Here is a 21,159-nt window from a genome sequence, read left to right as displayed (position 1 = left end):
TTAATTCCTTCCCTGTGGTGAGTGCGCCAGCGTGAATTCATCTAGCGATGACAGTATTGAAGCGCGTGGATGGCTGGCCTTGGGTTCAGCCGGATGACGGCGGATCTGCCAGGCCCGAACGCCCAGGCCGCAGGCCAGATCCGTCGCATAGGGGCTGTCATCGATCAGGTGAACATCCTGCGGAGCGTGATCGCCGACCAGTTGTTGAACCAGTTTGTCGCGGGTTTGATGTGGTGCTTGCCGGGTAATCGATACCGGCGCCTGTCCCCATACTTTCGCCCGTTTCAGCGCCGCCTCGAACAATTGCGGAGCATTCAGCGACGCCGTATAGAACATCACCGGCTGCGCGGTTGCTTCAATCCGCTTGAGTAATCGCAATGAATCCTCGAACAGCTCGGTGTCCGCTGAGAGCCGCTGGAATTCCTCCTGTTTGTACGCGGCCAGATCGTCTGCGCTGAACGTTGCGGACGTTGCACCGCCGGCATGACGGGTAGTCAGCGCCAGCAGTCGTGAAGCGCCTTCCATGCGTGGCCGCCCGGCGATGTGCTCGATGTATTGCTGCGGCGTCAACTGCTGTCCTGAAAACTCAAGGGCTGCATTGCGCCAGGCTTCGAAATGCGGGGTGTCGATCATTGTTCCGTCGAGATCAATCAGCAAAAGTTTTGACATGGTTGATTACCTGTCAGTTGTTCTTGGCCATGACCAGTTGAGCGATCCTGGAAGTCGAGTCGAATATCTTGTCGTCTGTCAGCACCATTTGCCCTCCCACGCTTTCAACCAGCGCCCGCTCCGCCTGAAGTCTGACGTCCGATCCATCGGTGTAATCCGCGCCCTTGAAATAATATTTGGGTCGCAATGTCTTGATCATGAATTCAGCGGTTGCCGTATGGTTGACGATGACGAAATCGCAATAACGGATGGATGCGAGAAACTCCGCGCGCTTTTGATCCGGAAATACCGGCCGGTCCGCGCCTTTGTTCACATAGGGGTCTGCGGTGACGGAGACGAACAGTCGATCGACCATCGTACTGGCGCGCTGCAGATGATAAATATGCCCAGGGTGAACAATGTCGAAACAACCGTGGCAAAGCCCGATCTTCAACCCTTTTTCGCGGCAATAATCAGCCTCGTCCTGCAATGCAGTAATGTCATTCAAAACGCCCATGATAGGTTCAATCCTTTGATTTGAGAGATTTAGCCATGATGTTCAAGTGTTCAAAGTCACCCCAATAATCGGGAAGTTGCCCGACAATCTGAAAACCATTGCGCAAATGAAAGCGGTAGGCCGCTCGTTCTCTGTCGATGTTGCCGATATCGAGGCACAGCCAGGACTTTTTATGTTGCAGTGCAAACTTTTCAATCTCGTCATATAACAAGGAAGCAACGCCATATCGACGATATTCACTGTCAACAATCAGCCAGTCCGCCCATAACACATGCTTTGACGGGATGGGGCCCGCGGCGCACCCCATCGTTCCGATAACCACATCGCCAAGTGCGGCAACAAAACGATCGCCCTCATGTTTTGGGTCAGAGAGTTCCCGGGCAAACTGTTCACCGGCAGATTCAGCCAAGTCCTCGCCAGACCCGATTTGCGCAACCAGTGCCAGCACTGCCGGCATATCGGACTTTATGAATCGGCGAATGCAAATATCACCATCAAGTTCATTTTCCATGGAATGGAATCCTCTTCAGTGCCGAATCCAGTCGCTCACAGGCGTCCGCGATCATTTGCGCTGTGTGCGCCGCGCTGAGTGTTACCGGCTCCGGACAGTAACCAAGGGGCATCAGGAAGCCATACAAGTTGTATTCGCAGGACAACAGATAAAACAACTTCTGGGCAAAATCGATGGGATAAAAGCTTTCTATCTCCCTCATTGTCCGAGGACGTTCGGAAGTTCCGATATGGACGCCGATTCGACCGCCATAACCATCGATATGGCAGGGAATCCGGTGTTTATCGAACACATCCCGAAGGCCCGATTTCAACTGAGACTCCAGCCCGGCAACATGCCGATGCACTGCACCATCCTGCAGGTGATCGATAGCGGCGAGTGCGGCGGACACAGAAAGATAGCGACCGGTGTTGGTGCCGCTGATCTGCACCGGACCGCGGGGCGCGATGATGTCCATGTACTCGGCTTTACCGGCAATCCCGGCGATAGGCATACCGCAACCGAACGCCTTGCCGAAGGCGGCAATGTCGGGAATGACCGCAAAATCTTTCTGCGCACCGCCGATGTTGGCGCGGAATCCGGTCAGCACTTCATCGAAAATCAACAGCGCGCCGTGCCGCGTCGTCAGCGCCCGCAACTTTTGCAGAAATCCCTCGTCCGGCTTGATGCAGCCGAGGTTCAGGGCGACAGGTTCCAGTATCACGCCCGCGACGTCGTCCTTGTACTTTTCAAAGGCGTGCTCCACCGCTTCCAGATCGTTCCACGAAACCGCCACCGTCAAACTTCCGAATTCGTTTGGAATACCCACAGTGCCTGACAAACGTTCCAGTTCTCCGCCGGCCAGTACTTCACCCGAGCGTGGCGAAGAATCCACGTTCCAGGTCAGCGAGTCATTGAGCCCATGAAAATGGCCTTCAAACTTGATGATGATTCGTTTGCCGGTAACCGCACGGGCGATGCGCGTTGCGTACATGGTGGCTTCCAGGCCGGAGTTCACCAGTCGCAACTTCTCGGCGCAGGGCACCACCGCACAAAACTTCTCGCTCAACAGGCGATGTTCATCGGTTTCGTATTGTTGGAGAAAACCTCGCTCCAGGGCTTTGCCAATCGAATGTTTGATGACCGGACTGTCGTGCCCCAACAGGCATGAACCCCAGCCCATAATATAATCGTCACACCATTCACCTGAGGACAATTGAATACGCGCACCCGCAGTATTCTGCACATTTATCGGCCCAACTACCGATAAGTGATTCCATCCTGACAGTACATTTCCGACACGTGTTTCTCTTAAACAATCCATGACCAATGACACTCCTTCATACCATTGAGTGTGAATAACCTTCCTGCGCTTACGCAGGACACAGGCGCTATAAGGCATGCGAAAAACCCACACGAAAAATCGCGCGACATGCGAAATCGAACCAATACTTAGTCAAGTTAACTTGTGAAGAAAGAACCTAGTCTCGCCCCCTTAGAGCGTCAATTTAAAAAATAAATCTCAAACACAACGAGCTGATTCCCATAAAGAAAAAACTTCTTTAAACACAAACAGCCAAATAGCCCCCACAGCTTATTTCAAAAAATTATAAATTTTTTAAACAGCATATTTATCAGCGGGTTATGCCACCCCCAACTGACCAATGCTCTACTATAAAAAATCTGATACGCAAAATTCGCGAGCATCTGAGATGACTAATTAATTGTCCGACTATTTAAAAAGAAAAGTTCGTCACTCAACCAGCAACACATCGCATTAACTCCCCAGAGACTGAGCGCATTAACAACTCAGCAACCTCTTATTCCAGAAATAAAGGCCAAGTAAGTTTTTTAATCTTTTATCGCTATCAAGCTCGCAATCTATAATTGCCCACCTGTACTCATTCACAAGAAGGAAAGCTCCATGCCAAAACGCTTGTTACTGGCTGCACTGTTCATCACAGTCGCCGGTTGCGCCAGTCCTCCTCCCGCGTCTGTTCACACCCACGATCCAGCCAGTTCCACTCTGCAAGGCGACGCCTCGCGTCCTGCGCAGGCGCAGTGGATTCGCACCGAACTGTATTTCTCGGTGGGTTCGATCGATGGCAAGGACGCTGCGGTCAGTCCGGCGCGCTGGCGTGAGTTTCTTGATCAGGAGGTTACGTCGCGGTTTCCTGATGGTTTCAGTGTGTTGGATGCTTATGGGCAGTGGCGGGACAAGGGCGCGAAAGAGCCTGAGCGCTTGAGCACCAAGGTGATTGTGATCCTGCATGAGAACAATGCGAAGAATGGGGCCAGCATCGAAGCGATTCGTTTGGCTTACAAGCGTGTTACGGGGGATTTGTCGGTGCTGCGGTTGTCGCAGCCGGCGGAGGTGTCCTTTTAAGAGCCCCTCACCCTAGCCCTCTCCCAGAGGGAGAGGGAACCGATCCGGGAATATTGGAGAAGTACGCCGACCTGAGCGTGGCTCACTGAATCCATAATCGACTTCGACCTGTTTTTGCCTTACTGAATCCTTAATCGACCTCAACCTGTTTTTGCCTCACTGAATCCTTAATCGACCTCGATCTGTATTTGTTTCAAGCCATAATCGATTCGGTCTTTCAGGTCGATGTATCACGCAAGACACCTCGGTCGGCCCCCTCTCCCTCCGGGAGAGGGCTGGGGTGAGGGCTTGGCGTTAGTCGGCTCAATACTGCCAGTATCACCGCCCCCACCAACAACACCCCAATCCCGAAAAACGCCCCAACCCCCACCACCGTCACGCTGGAATACAGCATGTACAGGCACAACCCGAAAAACAGCAGCGGCAACAGCGGATACAACGGCACCTTCACTGGCCTCGGCACCTCGGGAAAGCGCCGCCGCAGGATGATCAGCGCCACACTGCTCAAGCTCAAGAACAGCCAGTACACCGGGGTGAGGTACTCGACCATGGTGTTGAAGCCGCTCTGAGTGAAACTGCCAAACAGTACCAGCAACAACGCCACCGCTCCTTCTGCCAGCATCGCTTTGCGCGGTACGCCATGCCGATCGTCCCAAGTGCCGAAACTGCGCAGTTGCGGCACATCGCGCGCAGCAGCGTAGGTGGTGCGCGCGCCGACCAACAGGGTCGAGTTGATCGTGGCAATCGCGGCGATACCGACCATCAGCAAAATCAGCATGACACCCGGCGCACCGAAGGCCCGGTTCAACAACTCGACCGCCGGCGCATTGCTGGCCGCTAATCCAGCGAACCCCAGTCCCTGAACGAACGCCCAATTGAGCGCCAGATAGATCGCCATCAACACGCTCAGCGCACCGAGCATGGCGATAAAAATCCCCCGCCGACCATCGCGTACCTCTGCCGATAACGTCGCCGCATCGCTCCAGCCGCCGAACGCCAGAAACACAAAAATCATCGCCGCCGATAACCCCGCCATACCGGTGTTTTCCGCGACAGGCGAGACACCCGGCGCAGGCGCTTCGATACCTTGCCAGGCCAGAAAAACACCCGCACTGGCTATGCTCAAAAAACCCAGTGCCAACAGCCCCACCAACAATGTCTGAGTGATAAAACCAATGTGCTTGCCGGTGAGATTAAGCAGCACCAGCGCCGCAATCACCGCCCCGGCAAACAAACCGGAACCGTAATGCCCCAGCGGCACCACCGCACCGACATAATCGGCAAACATGAACGCCGACAACGCTATCCATCCGGTGTGCATCACCGAAAACCGCGACCAGGCGAACAAGAATCCCATGCGCTCGCCATACGCCGTGCGCAGAAAGTGATAATCGCCGCCCGGGTGCGGAAACGCCGTGGCCATCTCGGCAAAACACAGCGCGCCGATCATTGAGGCGACGCCGCCCAGCACCCACACCAGGTAGAAATGCTCCGGCCCGACATTGAGGGCCACGGTCGGCGCGGTTTTCAGGATGTCGGTGGTGATCACCATGCCCAGCGTGATCAGCAACGCCTGAAACACCGGCAGATGCCGCCCCGGCCCCGCGTCAGAAACCATAGGTGGCGCGGGCGTAGTAGTAGGCGCCGTTGGTGCCGATTGGCGAGAGCACGTCGTACGGCAGGTTGCCGCCGTAGTTGATTGCCGAACCGGAACGTTCCGGGTAGTTGTCGGTGAGGTTGTTGCCGCCTACGGCAATGTTGAATTTCGGCGTGAATTTGTAAGCCACTTCGGCGTCCAGTTGCCACACCGCGCCATAGGTTTGCTCGGGCTGCGAGTCGCCGAAATCGAACACCCGGGTGGTCTCGCCCTGACGCGTCAAGCGACCGAGCAAGCCCCAGTGTTCGCTGGCCCAGTTGGCGGAAAAGATGAAACGATCCTTCGGTGCCGCGTCGGTCAGGGTGTTGGTTTCTTCGACACCAACGAGGGCGTCATTGCCGATGCCCAGCGCCGTCAGTTGCGATGGCGTGCCTTTGGTGCTGGTGACTTTGGTGTGGTTGTAGGTGTACGCCGTGGTCAGGCCCAGTTGCCCTTCGTAGAACGGCTGATGGTAGTTGAGCACCAGTTCGGCGCCGTGGGTGCTGGTGTCGGCGGCGTTGGTGAAGAAGTTGACGTCGTGCACGCCAGCAACGCCGAAGTTGTCGTTGATGTAGTTTTCCAGGGCATCGCTGCCGATGCGTTGCGACAGGGTGATGCGATCCTTGACGTCGATTCGGAACACGTCCAGCGACGCGTCGAAGCGTTCGTTCAACTGGAAAGTCAGGCCGAGGCTGAAGTTCTTCGAGGTTTCCGGATCGAGTTTTTCAGCGCCCAGTGCGCGGGCGATCGGGTCGTTGACCGAGAGCACACGGATGTCAGTCAGCGTGCCGCCATCGCCGAAGTTGCTGGTGGTGTTCTGGAAGCCACTCTGCGCCAGCGACGGTGCGCGGAAGTTGTTCGAGACTGCGCCGCGCAAGGCCCATTGTTCGGTGAGTTTGTAGCGACCGCTGAGTTTGCCGGTGAGTTTGCTGCCGGCATCGTCGTAATGCTCCCAGCGCGTGGCGGCGTCAACGAAGAAGCGTTCGGTGAGATCGCCGGACAACTCGGCGTAAGTGCCGAAAACATTGCGATCCAGATCCGACTCTTCGCTCGGCCGCAGGCCGTTGGCGCCGTCGGCTCCGGAGCCGATATACGAAGCCTCGTCACCGGCGTAGGTCAGGTAGTTTTCGTAGCGGTACTCACCGCCGACCGCCAGTACGAACGAGCGCTCGCCAAGACGCAGTTCACGACTGAAGTCGAGGTTGGTGGTGGTCTGCCGCAGCTCGTAATCGCCGGTGTCGAACTTTGTTGGCGAGTCCTCACCGAGGCTGACGTTAAGCGTGCGTCGAGTCGAGCCCTCGAAGCGGTTGCGGCCATGGGTGACGCTGCTGTCGAAATCCCACTCTTCCCCGATAAGGCCTTTGAAACCGGCAGTGGCGGAGACATCTTTATTGTCGCCGAGCGATTGTGGCAAGTAGCCGTTGGGGTAGAACTGCGGCTGTTCGGACGGGTAGCGATAGAACTCGGCGCCGGTGGTGTGGCGCTGATTGTAGGTGCCGAAGCTGTAGGCTTTGCCGCCGGCCAGCGGCAGTTCGCTGTTGAACCAGAGATTGACGTCGCGCGCGACGCCGTCGCCCATCACATAGTTGCGCTGGCCGGGGCTGTCGGCAAAACCGTCGAAACCGGCGCGGTTGGTCGGGTTGCGATCCTTGTATTCGGTGCCGCCACGAATAAACCCGCCCTCCTCACCCAAACGCGTGCCGATCTTCGCGGTGGTCACGCTGTTCTGGCCGTCGGTGGTGGTCTTGTCGATGGCGTCTTGATGGGTGTGATAGGCGCCATAACTCGTCGACACTTCGCCGCCCTCGGGGGCGTCGTCGAGGATGATGTTGATCACCCCGGCAATCGCGTCGGAGCCGTACTGTGCACCGGCGCCGTCACGCAACACTTCGATGCGTTTGATCGCGCTGATCGGGATCGAGTTGAAGTCGACCGGCGCGGTACCGCGGCCAATCTTCGACGAGTCGTTGACCACCGCTGACGTGTGGCGACGCTTGCCGTTGACCAGCACCAGCACCTGATCCGGACTCATGCCACGCAGTTGCGCGGCGCGCACATGGTCGGCGCCGCCGGAGTTGGATTGGCGCGGCAGGCTGAAAGATGGCAGCAACGTCTGCAACGCCGCACCCAACTCGCCATCAGCGGCGCCGGCGGATTTGAGGTCTTCGGCGGTGAGCACATCGACTGGCACCGGCGAATCCAGCACGGTGCGTGAAGTGCCACGGGTGCCGGTGACCAATACGGTGCCAAGTCGGGATTCGCTGTCGGCACCTGCCGACGTTTCTTCGGCGTTGGCCGGAAGTTGCCAGATAGCGGACACGACAGCAGCCGCCAGTAATGAACGGGGACGGTAATGCATATAACAGCTCCTTGAATCGCAGTTAATACCCGGCCGTTGCCGACAATAAAGTTCGGCAAGCAATGCGCGGCAATGTCTGCTGTAGTTTTGGATTTCTGGAAGGCAGTGAAGGCTTTTTTACGGTGAGTTGCAGTTTCCCCAGCGTGAGACGTTTCCCCTTGAAACTCGATGCTAGACGAGCTGCCAGTGCTCGTAAAAGAACCAATAACGCTTAGGTTAGATCGCTCTAAAGGAGTGTTCTTAGTTCAGCAGAAGTGTTGCTGAGCCAACACCAGCACCAACTAATCAACAACTAAATAGCTATGCAAACACATCCCCCTGTGGGAGCGAGCTTGCTCGCGAATGCGGTAGATCAGTCAACGAATAGGTCACTGAAAAGGCCCCTTCGCGAGCAAGCTCGCTCCCACAGGTTGATCGTATTTCCATGTTTGAACAGGTTGCGTCCTGGAGACTTAGTCGAACGCTTTTTCCAGCCAGGCATCCTCGGCAATATCCAGTTCATCACCACTGAATCGCTGTTCGGCAAACGGATCAGCGTGCAGGTGAAAGCCGTTCTGCTCCCAGAACCCCGGTTGTTCCTGCTCGACGAATTCAAGCCCGCGCAGCCACTTCGCGCTCTTCCAGAAATACCGCCCCGCCACCACCAGCCGTAGCGGCCAGCCATGTTGCGCGGTCAGCGGCTGGCCGGCGTAATGGGTGGCCAGCAGCGTGTCAGGGTGCAGCAAATCCTCAAGTCGCAAGTTGGTCTGGTAGTCGTGGTCGGCGTGGGCCATGACGAACGCCGACGTCGGCTGGATATCGAACGCCTGCAACAAGTCCTGCAGATGCACCCCGCTCCACTCGGTGTCGAACTTCGACCAGCGCGTCACACAATGGATGTCGCAGCGCAATTGTCGTTGCGGCAGCGCCTGCAGATCGGCGTAACGCAATTCGATTGGCCGTGCGAGTGTGCCGAACAGGTGCAGCGACCAGTTGGCGAGATCGTAATCCGGTACTTCGCCTTCATGGAGGATTGGAAAACGTTCCGTCAGCACCTGGCCTGGGGGCAGTCGATTGCCGTATGCCGGATCCGTCGCCGGTGAACGGCTTTTGCGTAAGCGCGAAGCTTTGTTGTGCATGTGAACCTCAGTTTCCGCACTGTGCCTTACCCCTGTGGGAGCGAGCCTGCTCGCGAAAGCGGTGGGTCAATCAACAGAGATATCAACTGATCGGGCCTTTTCGCGAGCAGGCTCGCTCCCACATGGGCGATGTCGTGGCGAATGTTCTAGTTGTCCACCGGAATCCACGGCGCCCGTGCGACATTCGCGGTGTCACCGAAGCTCGGAAGCTTCTGCGCCAAATCACGAACGTTCTTCACGTCCAGATCCAGCAACTGCTGACGGGTAATCAGCGTCGGCGGCACCAGCACCTGATGCCCGGGATTTTCCCCGGCAATCAACATCGCCAGACTGCGCACGCTGATCGCCCCGGCGACTTGCGGGTTGACCGCCGCCGTCGCCGCCCAGGCGCTGTCCGGTTCTTTCATGATCTGAATATCGGCGGTGGAAATGTCGGCGCTGTAGATCTTCACCTTGCTCGTCAGCCCTGCCTCATCGACGGCGATTTTCGCGCCTTTGGCGAATTCATCGAACGGCGCGAAAATCACGCTGATGCCCGGGTTGGCTCGAAGCACGGCGCTGGCCTGATCCGCCACCGAGTTGGCGATCGGCGGATTCAACGTGCCGAACCGCGCCTTCTCGACGATCCCGGGATTGGCTTTCTTGACCTGACTCCAGATTTCATCGCGGCGCTCCATCGGTGTAAAACCACTGATGTACACGTAGCCGGCATCGAACTTCGTACCGTTGTCCTTGATGGCCTGATCCAACGCCAGACGCGCCAGCGCATGGTGATCCTGCTCGACCTGAGTCACTTGCGGGGTGTTCAGATCGACGTCAAAAGCGACGACCTTGATGCCCTTGGCGATGGCCCGTTCAATCGGCGCTTTCAGGGTTTCGGCCAGGCCGAGCTGAACGATGATGCCGTCGACGCCCAGATCGATCGCCTGATCGATCATCTCGCCCTGGCTCGCCGCCTGCTGCCGGGCATCGAATACCCGCAGGTTGGCCCCCAGCGCTTCGGTCTGCTTCTCGACACCGCGCAGATACGCCTCGGGAAAGTCCCCGGAAAACAGATACCCCACCAACGCGATCTGCACCTGACCTTTGTCGAACGGTGCCGGCGCGCCGGGCAAGGCTTTGGCCTGAGCGCTTAGCGCCATTGCCGAGAGCAGCGCACCGGCGAGGCAATGACGGGCGAACTGTGTGATTGAGGCGTGCATGCAACTTCCTTGAATAAAGCGGCTCAACGCGCCCGATGCGCGAGGCCGAACGTGAACATCAGGGCCAGCACCAACACCAGTCCCTTGACGAAATCCTGCGCGTAATACGGCGCGTTGAGCATGGTCAGGCCGTTGAGCAGCGCCGCCACCAGCAGCGCCCCGACCAGGGTGCCAAAGGCGTTGGGCTTCTTCGCGCCGAGCACGGCAAACCCGATCAGCGCAGCGCCGAGGGCATCCAGCACCAGACCGTTGCCCGAACTGACATCGCCGCGACCCAAGCGCGCTGCCAGCAACAATCCGCCGAGCGATGCGAGCAACGCCGAGAGCACGTAAGCCAGCAATTTGAAACGCTGCACCGGCGCGCCAGCCAATCGTGCGGCTTGCTCGTTGCCGCCGATGGCATAGAACAAACGGCCAATGCGCGTGCGCTCGAGAAACAGCCACACTGCGATCGCGACCACGGCCGTGATCAACACCGGAATCGGCACCACCTCCCACAACCGCCCACGCCCCAGCGCCAGAAACGCGGTACTGAAGGTACCTTCGGTTTCCTCACCGCTGGGCAAAGTCATGCCGACCGCAATCGAACGCCCACCGGTGGGAATCAGTTGCACGCCAATCACCAGAAACATGCTGCCCAGCGTCGCGAGAATGTCCGGCACCCGTAATTTGACGATCAGCCAGCCGTTGAGCAGGCCGACCAGCGCCCCGCCCGCGAGACTGATCAATACCGCCGGCACCGCGCCCCAGCCGAGCACGACCATCACGTAACTGGCGATCATCAGGCTCATCGCCGCCACGGCGCCAATCGACAGATCGAGACCGCCGACCGCCATGGTCAGCGTCACGCCGAGCGCCAGCAGCGCGACAATCGACACCGACTGCAAGATGCTGAACAGATTGCCGACGCGCAGGAATGCCGGCTCGGCCACACTGAAAAACACCACGATCAGCGCCAGCAGCCATAACAGGCCATAGCGGATCAACCCGTGCAGCAGACGTTCGGCGCGTGCCGGTTCGGTCGATAACAGTGAACTTGAATCAGGCACTCGCTCTGCTCCTTGGCGTGGCTTGAGGGGAATGTTCGGTCACGTCGCTGCCGGCCAGTGCGGCCACCAGATCAGCACGATTGAGGCCGGCACGCGGGTACTCGGCGACCACGGCGTGATCGCGCACCAACAGGATGCGGTCGGCAATTTCCAGGGTTTCATCGACGTCGGCGCAAATCACTAACGTCGCGCGCCCCTTGGCGCTGTCGCGCAGCAGTTGGCCGATATCGCGGCGGGCGCGCACGTCGACGCCTTGAAAGGGTTCATCGAGGATTAATACCCGCCCTTCGCCGAGCAGCCAGCGGCCGAGCACGACTTTCTGTTGATTGCCGCCCGACAACGCAGACATTGGTACATCGATGCCGGCAGTCTTGATTCCGAGCGCTGCTACTTGCGCTTCGACCGCTGCCGCTTCGGCGCGGTTACGGATAAATCCGCCACGGCTGAAGCGTTGCAGAAACGGTAAGGTCAAGGTCCGGCGCAGGGAGAAATCCGCTACCAGCGACTGACTGGCGCGGTCTTCGGCAGCGAAGAAAACCCCGCTTTGAATGGCTTGGCGCGGTGAGTCCGCACGCCAGTCAGTGCCATCCAGTTGCACGCTGCCCGAGGCCGCCTTACGCAGGCCGAACAGCACCTCGGCGATTTCACTTTTACCGGCACCCAACAGCCCGGTGAGCACCACCACTTCGTTCTCGTGCAGGCGCAGATCAAACGCGGCTGAGCGCGGCAGAATCTGCATGGCGTTGAGTTTCAACACCTCGCGCCCGGCCACGCACGGCTGATAAACATGCCCGGCCAGCGCCTGCCCGAGCATGGCGCTCACCGCTTGCGGCAATTGCCGCGCCGTGAACTCGCCCGCGAACTGGCCATCACGCAGGACGATGGCGCGATCTGCCACCCGTTGCAGGTCGGAGAGTCGATGGGAGATGTACAGAATTGCCACGCCGCGACTGCGCAAAGTGTCGATCAAACCAAACAGGCGCTGCGCCTCGGTGTCGGAGAGCGCTGCCGTCGGCTCATCGAGAATCAGCAGACGCGGTTGCAACGCCAAGGCCCGGGCAAGCACCACCAATTGCCGTTCGGCCTGACCGAGATGCTCGATTGGCTGCTCCAGCGGCAAGGTCAGACCCAGCCCGGCGGCGATGCTCGCGGCGCGTTCCAGCAGGCGTTTACGATTGAGCCAGAAGTCCGCATCCGGCTTGCACAGTTCATCGAGCAGGAGGTTTTCCGCGACATTCAAACCCGGTGCGATGCCCTCGTTGATCTGCTGGTGCACTGCGACAATGCCGAAGCGCCGCGCCGACAGCGGCGAGCTGAAATGTCGCGGCGCGCCCTCCAGCCAGATCTCGCCAGCGTCGGCGGTCTGGCTGCCCGCGAGAATCTTCACCAGGGTCGACTTGCCTGCGCCATTGGCACCGAGCAACGCCACCACTTCGGCGGGATAGATGTCCAGGCTGACGGCATCCAGCGCCCGACTCGCGCCAAATATTTTGCTTAGCTCACGTACACGAATCAGCGGCTCGCGAACGACGGCGACCGGCACACTCATACAATTCCTTAGCGGCGATGCGCCAGCGAACGAACCAACCGATCGCCCAGGCTTTGCACGCCCTGAACGAGGATCACCAACACCACCACCGTGGCCACCATCACTTCATTGTTGAATCGCTGATAGCCGTAACGGATCGCCAGATCACCCAGCCCGCCACCGCCGATCACGCCGGCCATCGAGGAAAAACCGATCAGCATCACCAGCGTCAGCGTGATACCCGCAAGCAATGCCGGCAGCGCTTCGGGCAATAACACTTTGAAAATCACATGGCCGATGTCGCCGCCCATGGCGAGGATCGCTTCGATGCGGCCCTTGTCGACTTCGTCCAGCGCGTTTTCGACGATGCGGGCGAAGAACGGAAACGCGCCGATGGTGATCGGCACCACAGCGGCGGTGCTGCCCAGTGTTGTGCCGACCAGCAGCCGCGTCAGCGGAATCAGGGCAATCAGCATCACCACGAATGGCAGCGAACGGCCGAGGTTGACCACGCCACCCAGCACGGCATTCAAGCGTGGCAACGGCAACAGCCCGTCGCGACGACTGATAAACAGCAACACGCCCAGCGGCAAGCCGATCAGCAGCGTGAACAGCCCCGCGAGCAGAACCATGTACAGGGTTTCACCGGTGGCGTTGAACAGCAGTTGCAGAATTTCATCCCAATTGACCGTGCGGTTCATGAGTGCGCCGCCCGTACGCCGTATTGCTTGAGAAAACTCAGGCCCGGTGCGTCGTGGCCCAACGGCAAGCCGCAGGTCGGGCGCAACGAGGCTCCCAGTTGCGATTGCGCATCCGCCAGCAGCCGGGGCACCGGCCCGGCTTCGACCAGACGTCCGTTGGCCATGAAGGCGGCGTGGTCGCAGATCGACTTGACCACCTCCAGTTCGTGGGTGATCAGTACGATGGTCACGCCCAGTTGCCGATTGATATCGCGCAGCAGTTCAAGGATCGACGCGGTGGTTTCCGGGTCGAGTGCACTGGTGGCCTCGTCCGAGAGCAGGTACGCCGGCTCTGCGGCCAGGGCACGGGCAATGCCGACGCGCTGTTTCTGCCCGCCGGACAATTGCGAGGGAAAGGCCTGCGCCTTGTCACTCAAGCCGACCAGCTCGAGCAATTCGCGAACCCGCACATGGCGCCATGGTTTGCCGACCTTGGCGATCTCCAGCGGCACCGCGATGTTGTCGAATACCGTGCGCGAATGCAGCAGATTGAAGCCCTGGAAGATCATGCCGATGCGCTGGCGTTGTTTGCGCAAGTCACTGTCGGACAACGTCAGCAGATCCACACCGTCAATCAGGATCCGGCCGCTGTTCGGTCGTTCGAGCAGATTGAGGCAGCGCAGCAGCGTCGACTTGCCCGCCCCGCTACGCCCTAGAATCCCGAAGACCGCACCGTCGGGAATGCTCAGCGAGACCTGATCGAGTGCCGGTTGCGCGGCCGAAGGATAGGTCTTGCTCAACTGCTCGACGGCGATCATGGCTTGCTGCCCGCCACCGGAATCACCGAGCCGGCAAAGTTGTCGGTGATGTACTTGGCGACCTCGGGCGACGTCAGGTCCTTGGCCAGTTGCGCGATACGCGGGTCGTGTTCGAGCTTGGGCGTGGTCACCAGAATATTGGCATAGGGGTTGTGCTCGGCTTTCTCCAGGCCAAGGGCATCCTTGGCCGGCACCAAACCTGCGTCGAGCGCGTAGTTGCCGTTGATCACGGCCAGATCGACGTCGTCCAGCGAGCGCGGAATCTGCGGTGATTCGATTTCGAGAATCTTCAGCTGTTTCGGGTTCTCGGCGATGTCCTTGGGCGTTGCCTGATCGGCGGCCGGATCGTTGAAGCCGGGTTTGAGTTTGATCAGGCCGTTGTCCTGCAACAGGTACAGCGCGCGACTCAGGTTGGTGACGTTGTTGGGCACGGCGACGGTGCCTTTTACCGGTACATCAGCGAAGCTTTTATGCCGATGCGAGTAAATACCCAAGGGTTCGATATGCACCGTGGCCGCTACAGCAAGTTTCTCGCCGAGGGCCTTTTCCTGGGATTTCAGGTACGGCAGGTGCTGGAAGTAATTGGCGTCGACGTCACCGTGCACCAACAGTTCGTTGGAGTTCACGCCGTTGGGGATCTCGATGACTTTGAGATTCAGCTGCGGATCGATTTTCTGGATGTACGCCAGAATCTGCGCGTGGGGCACCGGATCGGCGGCGACGCGCAACGGCTCCAGCGCCTGCGCACCGAACGACGTCAGCAGCGCGCCGAGCACGGCCAGGGTCAAACCTGCTTTGTTGATCATGTGCGGAGTCCTTGAGCGAGTGATGAGTCAGGCGGATTTGCGAACGGGCGGTGGCGGCAGCAGCGCATCGGCGTAGAAGCGCTGGGCGACATCGGGATGCGAGCGCAGACGACCCTTGAGGTAGTTCCAGCCGACATCGCGAAACAGCGGATTGAGCGGATCACTCGCCGGCCCGCGCGCCTCGCGCAACAGTGCGGTGGGCAGCGGATACAGCGGCACCACGGCGTCCAGTTGCGCGCCGAGGAAGAACGCGACAGACAGGCGTTCGCTACCCGCCGGTGGCGAAACCACGCGATGCACCGTAGCGCGCAGATAACCGTTGCTGGCCAGTTCGAGCAGTTCGCCGATGTTCACCACCAGGGTGTTCTCGCGCGGCAACGCATCGATCCAACGCCCCTCTTCGATCTCGACCTGCAGACCGGCCTGTTGGTCTTGCAGGAGGAAGCTGAGGAAACCTGAGTCCTTGTGTGCGCCGACGCCTTGATGGCTCGACTCGCTGGACTGGCCGGGATAGCGCATCAACTTGATGTGTTCGTTGGGTTTGTCGCCGTAGAGTTGATCGAACGCATCGGCGCGCAGCGACAACGCCTGAGCGAACGCACGCAGCAGACGCAACGACATCCGCGTCATCGCCTCTTGCCATTCCAGCAGCAAAGGTTTTAGCTCCGGCAGTGCCGCCGGCCATTGGTTGGGACCTTGCAGCCGCGCCCAGAACGGGCTGTCCGCCTGCAAGGGCAGCGCCTCGCGCTCGGCGCCCAGATCAAACTGTTCACGCAGATCAGGCTGGCCACGGGTGATCTCCGAGGCGGCACGGTTGTACCCGCGGAAGTGCGGTGAGTTGATCATGCCGACGGCGGTTTTCTCAGTGTCGGGCAAAGCGAAGAATTGCCGGGCATGGGCCTGTACTTGCTTGAGCAAGTCGCTGTCGATACCGTGACCGGTCAGATAAAAGAAGCCGACGTCGCGTGCGGCGTGGCGCAGGTTTTCGAGAAATTCATAGCGCTGTTGCGCTGTGCCTTCGAACTGCGACAGGTCCAGCGTCGGTAATGCGGTGATGTCGAGGGTATGCGGCATGATTCACTCCCGTGTGAATCAAACCTGAAGAACCTGTGATCGATTCAGCGTGTGCCGTCATGGCAATCGGGGGTCTATCGGTTTGATGCGTTTTGATTCGTCGTTAAGTCAAAACTAAACGATCTTAAAAACGCTGAGCCAATATCTTTTTCGCATTACCTTAGGCCTGATTTCCCCTCACCCCAGCCCTCTCCCGAGGGAGAGGGAGCTGACCGGGTTGTCTTGCGGTGTACATCGACCTGAACAACCGGGTTGGATTCGGTACAAAACGTTCAGGTCGACGTAGCGCTCCAGATCACCTCGGTCAGTCTCCTCACCCCAGCCCTCTCCCAGAGGGAGAGGGAGCTGACCGGGTTGTCTTGCGTTATACGGCGACCTGAACAACCGGGTTGGATTCGGTACAAAACGTTCAGGTCGACGTAGCGCTCCAGATCACCCCGGTCAGTCCCCTCTCCCTCTGGGAGAGGGTTTGGGTGAGGGAACCAGACGACTCGGTATCAAGCGTCTTGCAACGCACGCGGCCGTTGGCTGCGTTGTTCGGCACTGGCGTCCGGCGCCGGTTGCAACCGGAAGTCGAACTTCAGCTCGGCATAACGCCCCAACGCTTTGTCCTCACGAAACACCACCTCGCCGACCAGGCCTTCACGGGTCGCATAGGCGAAGTCATCCCACAAATACTGATCACCCGACAGATTGATCTGCGTCGTCAGGTGCCGATGCCCCGGCGCGCTGATGAAGAAGTGCACATGGGCCGGGCGCTGGCCATGGCGGCCGAGTTGGTTCAGGCATTCCTGGGTGGGGCCTTGCGGGTCGCAGCCATAACCGGACGGCACGATGCTGCGAGCGCGGTAGCGGCCTTCGGCGTCGGTGATGATGCGTCGACGCAGGTTGTACTCGGACTGGCTCGGGTCGAAAAACGAGTACGTGCCCTTGGTATTGGCGTGCCACAGGTCAACCGTGGCACCGGCCAACGGTTGGCCGTGAAGATCGAACACCTGGCCTTCGAGGAGCATCACCGTGGCGACGCCCTCCTCGCTGCCGTCATCCATTCGGCATTCACCTTCGCACAGGGGCGCGCCGGCTACGTACAGCGGGCCTTCGATGGTGCGCGGTGTGCCGCCGGTCAAGCCGATCTGCGCGTCCTTGGCGTCCTGCAACAGGTCGATAAAATGCTCGATTCCGAGGCCGGCAACCAGCAGTCCGGCTTCCGAACGCGCGCCGAGTCGGTTGAGATAGTCGACCGCTTTCCAGAATTCGTCATCACTGATGTCGAGGTCTTCGATGATCTTGGCGCTATCTTGCAAGATGCGCAGGACGATGGTTTTCAAACGAGAGTTACCGTCGTCGTTGGCGAAACCGGCGGCTTCTTTGAAGAAGGCCTGCAGCTCGGCGGTGTGGGCAATTTTCACGGTCATGGTGGTTTACCTCATCTTGTTGTTTTTCGGCGCAGTTCTCTTACTCAGCGCACTTCCCCTGTGGGAGCGAGCTTGCTCGCGAATGCGTTGTGTCATTCAGCATCTATGTGACTGGCTCACCGCTTTCGCGAGCAGGCTCGCTCCCACAAGGGAAATGCGACGAGCTCAGAATTAGCGATCGTCGGAATGGATCGACGACGGATGCCGGCAGAGGCCATCGACCTCGATGTCCATGTAGGGAAACAACGGCAAGCGCATCAGCGTGTCGTGCAGCGCCTCGACGCTCGGCACATCGAACACGCTGTAATTGGCGTAGTGCCCGGCGATGCGCCACAAGTGCCGCCAGACGCCATCGCGTTGCAGCCGTTGGGCCAGTTCCTTCTCGTCAGCCTTGAGCCGATTGGCCAGAGACGGGTCCATATCGACGGGCAACTTCACGGTCATTTTTACGTGGAACAACATGGTGGCTCTCCTGATTCAGTGGCGGCGAAAACGCGCCAGACGCTCTTCGTCCAGCATCAGGCCAAGGCCCGGAGTTCGCGGGATGTGCAGGTGGAAATCGCGGTACTGCGGCGTTTCTGTGACGATGTCTTCGGTCAGCAACAACGGGCCGAACAGTTCGGTGTCCCAGGTCAGTTGTTTGAGCGTGAGGAAGGCGTGCGCCGAGGCCAGCGTGCCGACGGAGCCTTCGAGCATGGTGCCGCCGTACAGCGCGATGCCCGCTGCCTCGGCGATTTGTGCGGTGCGCAACACGGCACGCGGGCCGCCGTTCTTGGCGATTTTCAGGGCGAACACACTGGCAGCGCCGTCAGCGGCGAGGCTGAAAGCATCCTCGACGCTTTCGATCGATTCATCGGCCATGATCGGCGCCGGGCTGCGCTGGTTCAGGCGAATCTGTCCGGAACGATTGACCCGCGAGATCGGCTGCTCAATCAGGTCAATACCGTTGGCACCCAAGACCTGACAGCCACGAATCGCTTGGGATTCATCCCAATACTGGTTGACGTCGACCCGCACACTCGCGCGCTCGCCCAAGGCTTTTTTGATCGCCACGACGTGCTTGAGATCCTGCTCCAGCGGGTTGGCGCCGATCTTCAATTTGAAGATGCGATGACGGCGCGCGTCGAGCATCTGTTCGGCTTCGGCAATGTCGCGGGCGGTGTCGCCGCTGGCCAGGGTCCAGGCCACTTCGAGGCTGTCACGTACGCGGCCGCCGAGCAGTTCGCTGACCGGCAGACCGAGGCGCTTGCCTTGCGCATCGAGCAATGCGCTTTCGATGCCGGACTTGGCGAAAGTATTGCCCTTGGCGATCTTGTCGAGCCGCTGCATCGCCGCGTTGATATTGTTCGCTTCCATGCCCACTAACGCCGGCGCCAAGTGCGCGTCGATATTGGCTTTGATGCTTTCCGGGCTTTCATAACCGTAAGCGAGACCGCCGATGGTGGTGGCTTCGCCGATGCCTTCAATGCCATCGCTGCAGCGCAGGCGCAGAATCACCAGAGTCTGCTTTTGCATCGTGTGCATCGCCAGCTTGTGCGGGCGAATGGTCGGCAGGTCGACGATGATGGTCGACAGGCTTTCAATCAGAATTCGTTGCATGTCTGTGTCCTTTACAGAGTGATCAACCAAGGTCGCCGCCACCGACTGGCAGGGTCACGCCGGTGATGTAAGAGGCGTCATCGGAAGCCAGAAAGAGGATCGCGCCGACCTGTTCGTCGAGGCTGCCGTAGCGCTTCATCAGGCTGCTGTCGAGGGTTTGCGCGACGATTTCCTGATACCAGGCCTGCTCCTGCGCCGACGGTTCGCTGGTGTTGCGCGGGATGCGCCGGGGCGGTGCTTCGGTGCCACCCGGTGCGGTAGCGTTGACGCGAATCCCGCGCTCGGCGTTTTCGAATGCCAGGCAAGCCGTGAGTGCGTTGATGCCACCCTTGGCCGCGCCGTAAGGCACGCGATTGACGCTGCGGGTAGCAATCGATGAAACGTTGACGATGGCGCCGCGACCTTGCTTGAGCATGTATGGCAGTGCAGCGTGGCAACACCACAGGGTTGGAAACAGAGAGCGGCGCACTTCCGCTTCAATCTGTTCGACTTCGTAGTGCTCGAACGGCTTGGCCCAGATCGTGCCGCCGACGTTGTTGATCAGGATGTCGAGACGGCCAAACGTGTTGATGGCTTCGGCCATGACCCGGGCGCAATCGGCGTATTGCTCAAGGTCGGCGGTCAGCGCGAGAACGCCCTCGCCTTGCAGTTCGTGAACCAGTTCGGAGCGATCGACGGCAACCACTAGCGCACCTTCGCGCAACAGGCGTTCGCACACGCGGCGGCCGATACCCTGCGCCGCGCCGGTGACCAGCGCGACCTTGTTGGAAAATCTGTCGTTCATGACAACCTCGAAAGAAGGGTTTCAGGCAGCCGCTGCGGCGAATTTTTCGTAGTAGAAGTTCGCCGGGGTGATGCCCTGCTCGCGGATGTATTGGCTGACCGCTTCAACCATCGGCGGTGGGCCGCACAGGTACACATCGACGTCGCCCTCATTGAGATGGCGTGGCTCAATGTGCTGGGTGACGTAGCCCTTGAGCGGATGCGCGCTCTGCGGGTTGGCCACGCAGGCGCCGAAACTGAAGTTCGGAATGCGGGCGGCGAAGGCTTCGAGACGATCGAGTTCGACCAGATCGAAATCGTTGGTCACGCCATAGATCAAATGCACGGGATGATCGCTACCGTGCTCGGCGATTTTCTCCAGCATCGCGGTGAACGGCGCCAGGCCCGTGCCGCCCGCCAACAGCAACAGCGGTCGGCGGATTTCACGCAGGTAAAAGCTGCCCAGCGGCCCAGCCAGGTTCATGCTGTCGCCAGCCTTGGCCAGCCCGGTGAGAAAGCTGCTCATCAGGCCACCGGGCACGTTGCGAATCAGGAAGCTGACCTCGCCGTCCTTTTGCAACGAGCTGAAGGAATAAGCGCGGCTCTGCGCGCTGCCCGGCACTTGCAGATTGACGTATTGACCCGGCAGAAACGCCAGTTTGCTCAGTGCCTCGCCCTTGATCGACAGCGCGATGGTGCTCTCGGACAACTGCCGCACATCGCTGATCGAGGCCTGGAAACTGGCCTGTTCGGTCTTGCACAGCTGCGAGCCGGCCGGCACTCGCACGACGCAATCGCTGGCGGCACGCATCTGGCAGGTCAGCACATAACCTTGCGCGAGTTCGTCAGCACTCAAGGCGTCTTCGATGAAGTTGTCGCCCATGTCGTACTGCCCGACCTCGGCGAAGCATTTGCAGGTGCCGCAGGCGCCATCACGGCAGTCCAGCGGGATGTTGATGCCTTGGCGATACGCCGCGTCGGCCACGGTTTCATGGTCGCCAGCCTCGATGAAACGGGTGACGCCGTCTTCAAAATTAAGCGCAATCTGGAAATTCATGGTGCACCTCGCCGT

The 21,159-nt window shown here is 59.4% G+C and carries 20 protein-coding genes; 1 reads left to right on the top strand and 19 read right to left on the bottom strand.

Going from position 1 to position 21,159, the window contains the following annotated elements; genetic code table 11:
- From L8H52_RS13040 to L8H52_RS13025, 4 genes are read right to left on the bottom strand one after another with little or no spacing between them, the layout of a single operon-like run.
- Window positions 1-657: a hypothetical protein gene (locus L8H52_RS13040; protein WP_242270256.1), complete on the bottom strand. Its 657-nt coding sequence runs from the start codon at window positions 655-657 to the stop codon at window positions 1-3.
- Between the two features lie 25 nt (window positions 658-682).
- Window positions 683-1,165: an adenylyltransferase/cytidyltransferase family protein gene (locus L8H52_RS13035; RefSeq protein ID WP_242207385.1), complete on the bottom strand. Its 483-nt coding sequence runs from the start codon at window positions 1,163-1,165 to the stop codon at window positions 683-685.
- Between the two features lie 7 nt (window positions 1,166-1,172).
- Window positions 1,173-1,676 (bottom strand): GNAT family N-acetyltransferase, encoded by a 504-nt coding sequence (locus L8H52_RS13030; RefSeq protein ID WP_242207384.1) that lies wholly within the window; start codon window positions 1,674-1,676, stop codon window positions 1,173-1,175.
- Window positions 1,666-2,979: an aminotransferase class III-fold pyridoxal phosphate-dependent enzyme gene (locus tag L8H52_RS13025; protein WP_242207383.1), complete on the bottom strand. Its 1,314-nt coding sequence runs from the start codon at window positions 2,977-2,979 to the stop codon at window positions 1,666-1,668. Before L8H52_RS13025 ends, L8H52_RS13030 begins: the two co-directional genes overlap by 11 nt.
- Before the next feature lie 600 nt (window positions 2,980-3,579).
- Between L8H52_RS13025 and L8H52_RS13020 the strand changes: the two genes are divergently transcribed.
- Entirely contained in the window at window positions 3,580-4,041 is a 462-nt protein-coding gene (locus L8H52_RS13020) for a DUF3574 domain-containing protein (RefSeq protein ID WP_242207382.1), read from the top strand.
- 217 nt (window positions 4,042-4,258) lie between these two features.
- On the opposite strand, the gene L8H52_RS13015 is transcribed toward L8H52_RS13020, so the two are convergent.
- From L8H52_RS13015 to benC, 15 genes are all read right to left on the bottom strand, one after another.
- Entirely contained in the window at window positions 4,259-5,659 is a 1,401-nt protein-coding gene (locus L8H52_RS13015; protein ID WP_242207381.1) for an APC family permease, read from the bottom strand.
- On the bottom strand, window positions 5,649-8,036 hold the full coding sequence (locus L8H52_RS13010; RefSeq protein ID WP_242207380.1) for a TonB-dependent receptor: 2,388 nt from the start codon (window positions 8,034-8,036) through the stop codon (window positions 5,649-5,651). Before L8H52_RS13010 ends, L8H52_RS13015 begins: the two co-directional genes overlap by 11 nt.
- Before the next feature lie 452 nt (window positions 8,037-8,488).
- On the bottom strand, window positions 8,489-9,154 hold the full coding sequence (locus L8H52_RS13005) for a sulfite oxidase-like oxidoreductase (protein ID WP_242207379.1): 666 nt from the start codon (window positions 9,152-9,154) through the stop codon (window positions 8,489-8,491).
- Window positions 9,155-9,300: 146 nt separating this feature from the next.
- The gene (locus L8H52_RS13000) at window positions 9,301-10,356 is read right to left on the bottom strand and encodes a substrate-binding domain-containing protein (RefSeq protein WP_242207378.1); all 1,056 of its coding nucleotides are present in this window, start codon (window positions 10,354-10,356) and stop codon (window positions 9,301-9,303) included.
- A 23-nt stretch (window positions 10,357-10,379) separates the two neighbouring features.
- Complete coding sequence (locus L8H52_RS12995) at window positions 10,380-11,405, bottom strand: ABC transporter permease (RefSeq protein ID WP_242207377.1); 1,026 nt, start codon at window positions 11,403-11,405, stop codon at window positions 10,380-10,382.
- Window positions 11,398-12,954, bottom strand: a complete 1,557-nt coding sequence (locus L8H52_RS12990) for a sugar ABC transporter ATP-binding protein (protein WP_242207376.1) — start codon at window positions 12,952-12,954, stop codon at window positions 11,398-11,400. The genes L8H52_RS12995 and L8H52_RS12990 overlap by 8 nt, the downstream gene beginning before the upstream one ends.
- 8 nt (window positions 12,955-12,962) lie before the next feature.
- Window positions 12,963-13,634, bottom strand: a complete 672-nt coding sequence (locus tag L8H52_RS12985) for a methionine ABC transporter permease (protein ID WP_242207375.1) — start codon at window positions 13,632-13,634, stop codon at window positions 12,963-12,965.
- The gene (locus tag L8H52_RS12980; RefSeq protein WP_242207374.1) at window positions 13,631-14,431 is read right to left on the bottom strand and encodes a methionine ABC transporter ATP-binding protein; all 801 of its coding nucleotides are present in this window, start codon (window positions 14,429-14,431) and stop codon (window positions 13,631-13,633) included. The genes L8H52_RS12985 and L8H52_RS12980 overlap by 4 nt, the downstream gene beginning before the upstream one ends.
- On the bottom strand, window positions 14,428-15,237 hold the full coding sequence (locus L8H52_RS12975; protein ID WP_242207373.1) for a MetQ/NlpA family ABC transporter substrate-binding protein: 810 nt from the start codon (window positions 15,235-15,237) through the stop codon (window positions 14,428-14,430). The genes L8H52_RS12980 and L8H52_RS12975 overlap by 4 nt, the downstream gene beginning before the upstream one ends.
- A 27-nt stretch (window positions 15,238-15,264) precedes the next feature.
- Window positions 15,265-16,311 (bottom strand): isopenicillin N synthase family oxygenase, encoded by a 1,047-nt coding sequence (locus L8H52_RS12970; RefSeq protein WP_242207372.1) that lies wholly within the window; start codon window positions 16,309-16,311, stop codon window positions 15,265-15,267.
- Between the two features lie 497 nt (window positions 16,312-16,808).
- The gene (gene catA / locus L8H52_RS12965; protein WP_242207371.1) at window positions 16,809-17,726 is read right to left on the bottom strand and encodes a catechol 1,2-dioxygenase; all 918 of its coding nucleotides are present in this window, start codon (window positions 17,724-17,726) and stop codon (window positions 16,809-16,811) included.
- A 171-nt stretch (window positions 17,727-17,897) separates the two neighbouring features.
- Window positions 17,898-18,188: a muconolactone Delta-isomerase gene (gene catC / locus L8H52_RS12960; RefSeq protein WP_242207370.1), complete on the bottom strand. Its 291-nt coding sequence runs from the start codon at window positions 18,186-18,188 to the stop codon at window positions 17,898-17,900.
- Window positions 18,189-18,203: 15 nt separating this feature from the next.
- On the bottom strand, window positions 18,204-19,325 hold the full coding sequence (locus L8H52_RS12955; RefSeq protein ID WP_242207369.1) for a muconate cycloisomerase family protein: 1,122 nt from the start codon (window positions 19,323-19,325) through the stop codon (window positions 18,204-18,206).
- Window positions 19,326-19,347: 22 nt separating this feature from the next.
- On the bottom strand, window positions 19,348-20,109 hold the full coding sequence (locus L8H52_RS12950) for a 1,6-dihydroxycyclohexa-2,4-diene-1-carboxylate dehydrogenase (RefSeq protein WP_242207368.1): 762 nt from the start codon (window positions 20,107-20,109) through the stop codon (window positions 19,348-19,350).
- A gap of 21 nt (window positions 20,110-20,130) precedes the next feature.
- Window positions 20,131-21,144: a benzoate 1,2-dioxygenase electron transfer component BenC gene (gene benC / locus L8H52_RS12945; protein ID WP_242207367.1), complete on the bottom strand. Its 1,014-nt coding sequence runs from the start codon at window positions 21,142-21,144 to the stop codon at window positions 20,131-20,133.
- Between the last annotated feature and the right edge of the window lie 15 nt (window positions 21,145-21,159).

The sequence above is a fragment of the Pseudomonas sp. CROZ-RG-20F-R04-15 genome (assembly GCF_022662375.1).
Lineage (GTDB): Bacteria > Pseudomonadota > Gammaproteobacteria > Pseudomonadales > Pseudomonadaceae > Aquipseudomonas.
Note: the sequence above shows the minus strand (reverse complement) of the source record. Positions and strands in the feature narration are given on the sequence as shown.

Coding starts and splice junctions, on each gene's coding strand:
- L8H52_RS13035 (WP_242207385.1), bottom strand. CDS start 1,165: ATGGGCGTTTTGAATGACATTACTGCATTGCAGGACGAGGCTGATTAT.
- L8H52_RS13030 (WP_242207384.1), bottom strand. CDS start 1,676: ATGGAAAATGAACTTGATGGTGATATTTGCATTCGCCGATTCATAAAG.
- L8H52_RS13025 (WP_242207383.1), bottom strand. CDS start 2,979: ATGGATTGTTTAAGAGAAACACGTGTCGGAAATGTACTGTCAGGATGG.
- L8H52_RS13020 (WP_242207382.1), top strand. CDS start 3,580: ATGCCAAAACGCTTGTTACTGGCTGCACTGTTCATCACAGTCGCCGGT.
- L8H52_RS13015 (WP_242207381.1), bottom strand. CDS start 5,659: ATGGTTTCTGACGCGGGGCCGGGGCGGCATCTGCCGGTGTTTCAGGCG.
- L8H52_RS13010 (WP_242207380.1), bottom strand. CDS start 8,036: ATGCATTACCGTCCCCGTTCATTACTGGCGGCTGCTGTCGTGTCCGCT.
- L8H52_RS13005 (WP_242207379.1), bottom strand. CDS start 9,154: ATGCACAACAAAGCTTCGCGCTTACGCAAAAGCCGTTCACCGGCGACG.
- L8H52_RS13000 (WP_242207378.1), bottom strand. CDS start 10,356: ATGCACGCCTCAATCACACAGTTCGCCCGTCATTGCCTCGCCGGTGCG.
- L8H52_RS12990 (WP_242207376.1), bottom strand. CDS start 12,954: ATGAGTGTGCCGGTCGCCGTCGTTCGCGAGCCGCTGATTCGTGTACGT.
- L8H52_RS12985 (WP_242207375.1), bottom strand. CDS start 13,634: ATGAACCGCACGGTCAATTGGGATGAAATTCTGCAACTGCTGTTCAAC.
- L8H52_RS12980 (WP_242207374.1), bottom strand. CDS start 14,431: ATGATCGCCGTCGAGCAGTTGAGCAAGACCTATCCTTCGGCCGCGCAA.
- L8H52_RS12975 (WP_242207373.1), bottom strand. CDS start 15,237: ATGATCAACAAAGCAGGTTTGACCCTGGCCGTGCTCGGCGCGCTGCTG.
- L8H52_RS12970 (WP_242207372.1), bottom strand. CDS start 16,311: ATGCCGCATACCCTCGACATCACCGCATTACCGACGCTGGACCTGTCG.
- catA (WP_242207371.1), bottom strand. CDS start 17,726: ATGACCGTGAAAATTGCCCACACCGCCGAGCTGCAGGCCTTCTTCAAA.
- catC (WP_242207370.1), bottom strand. CDS start 18,188: ATGTTGTTCCACGTAAAAATGACCGTGAAGTTGCCCGTCGATATGGAC.
- L8H52_RS12955 (WP_242207369.1), bottom strand. CDS start 19,325: ATGCAACGAATTCTGATTGAAAGCCTGTCGACCATCATCGTCGACCTG.
- L8H52_RS12950 (WP_242207368.1), bottom strand. CDS start 20,109: ATGAACGACAGATTTTCCAACAAGGTCGCGCTGGTCACCGGCGCGGCG.
- benC (WP_242207367.1), bottom strand. CDS start 21,144: ATGAATTTCCAGATTGCGCTTAATTTTGAAGACGGCGTCACCCGTTTC.